General features: G+C 62.9%; 1 protein-coding gene and 1 pseudogene. Both read right to left on the bottom strand.

From position 1 onward, the window contains the following. Positions 1-116 (bottom strand): hypothetical protein (locus tag ACW9IR_RS30210; protein WP_457466279.1); only part of this gene is annotated, 116 nt, incomplete at its 3' end. A 15-nt stretch (positions 117-131) separates the two neighbouring features. After that, positions 132-224: pseudogene (locus tag ACW9IR_RS30205) on the bottom strand (cell division protein FtsQ/DivIB); the annotation flags it as partial.

Below are 224 nucleotides of genomic sequence, written 5' to 3'. Positions count from 1 at the left end.
CCAATACCGACGATTTCGATGACGCCGTCTTCCCCGACCTCGCCCACCAGCGCCACCACTTTGGAGGTGCCGATGTCGAGACCGACGATCATTTTGCCGCTTTGCACGTTTGCCATGGGTCCTGCCTCTTCTTAATTCTTCGCGACAGCGGGTTGCGCTGCCGTGGGCGCTGCCGGTTCACGCCAGCCGACGGCCAGGCCGTTGGCGTAACGCAGGTCGACGCT

This window comes from Pseudomonas sp. SDT291_1_S447 (genome assembly GCF_054070155.1).
This window is presented reverse-complemented; position numbering and strand designations above follow the sequence as displayed.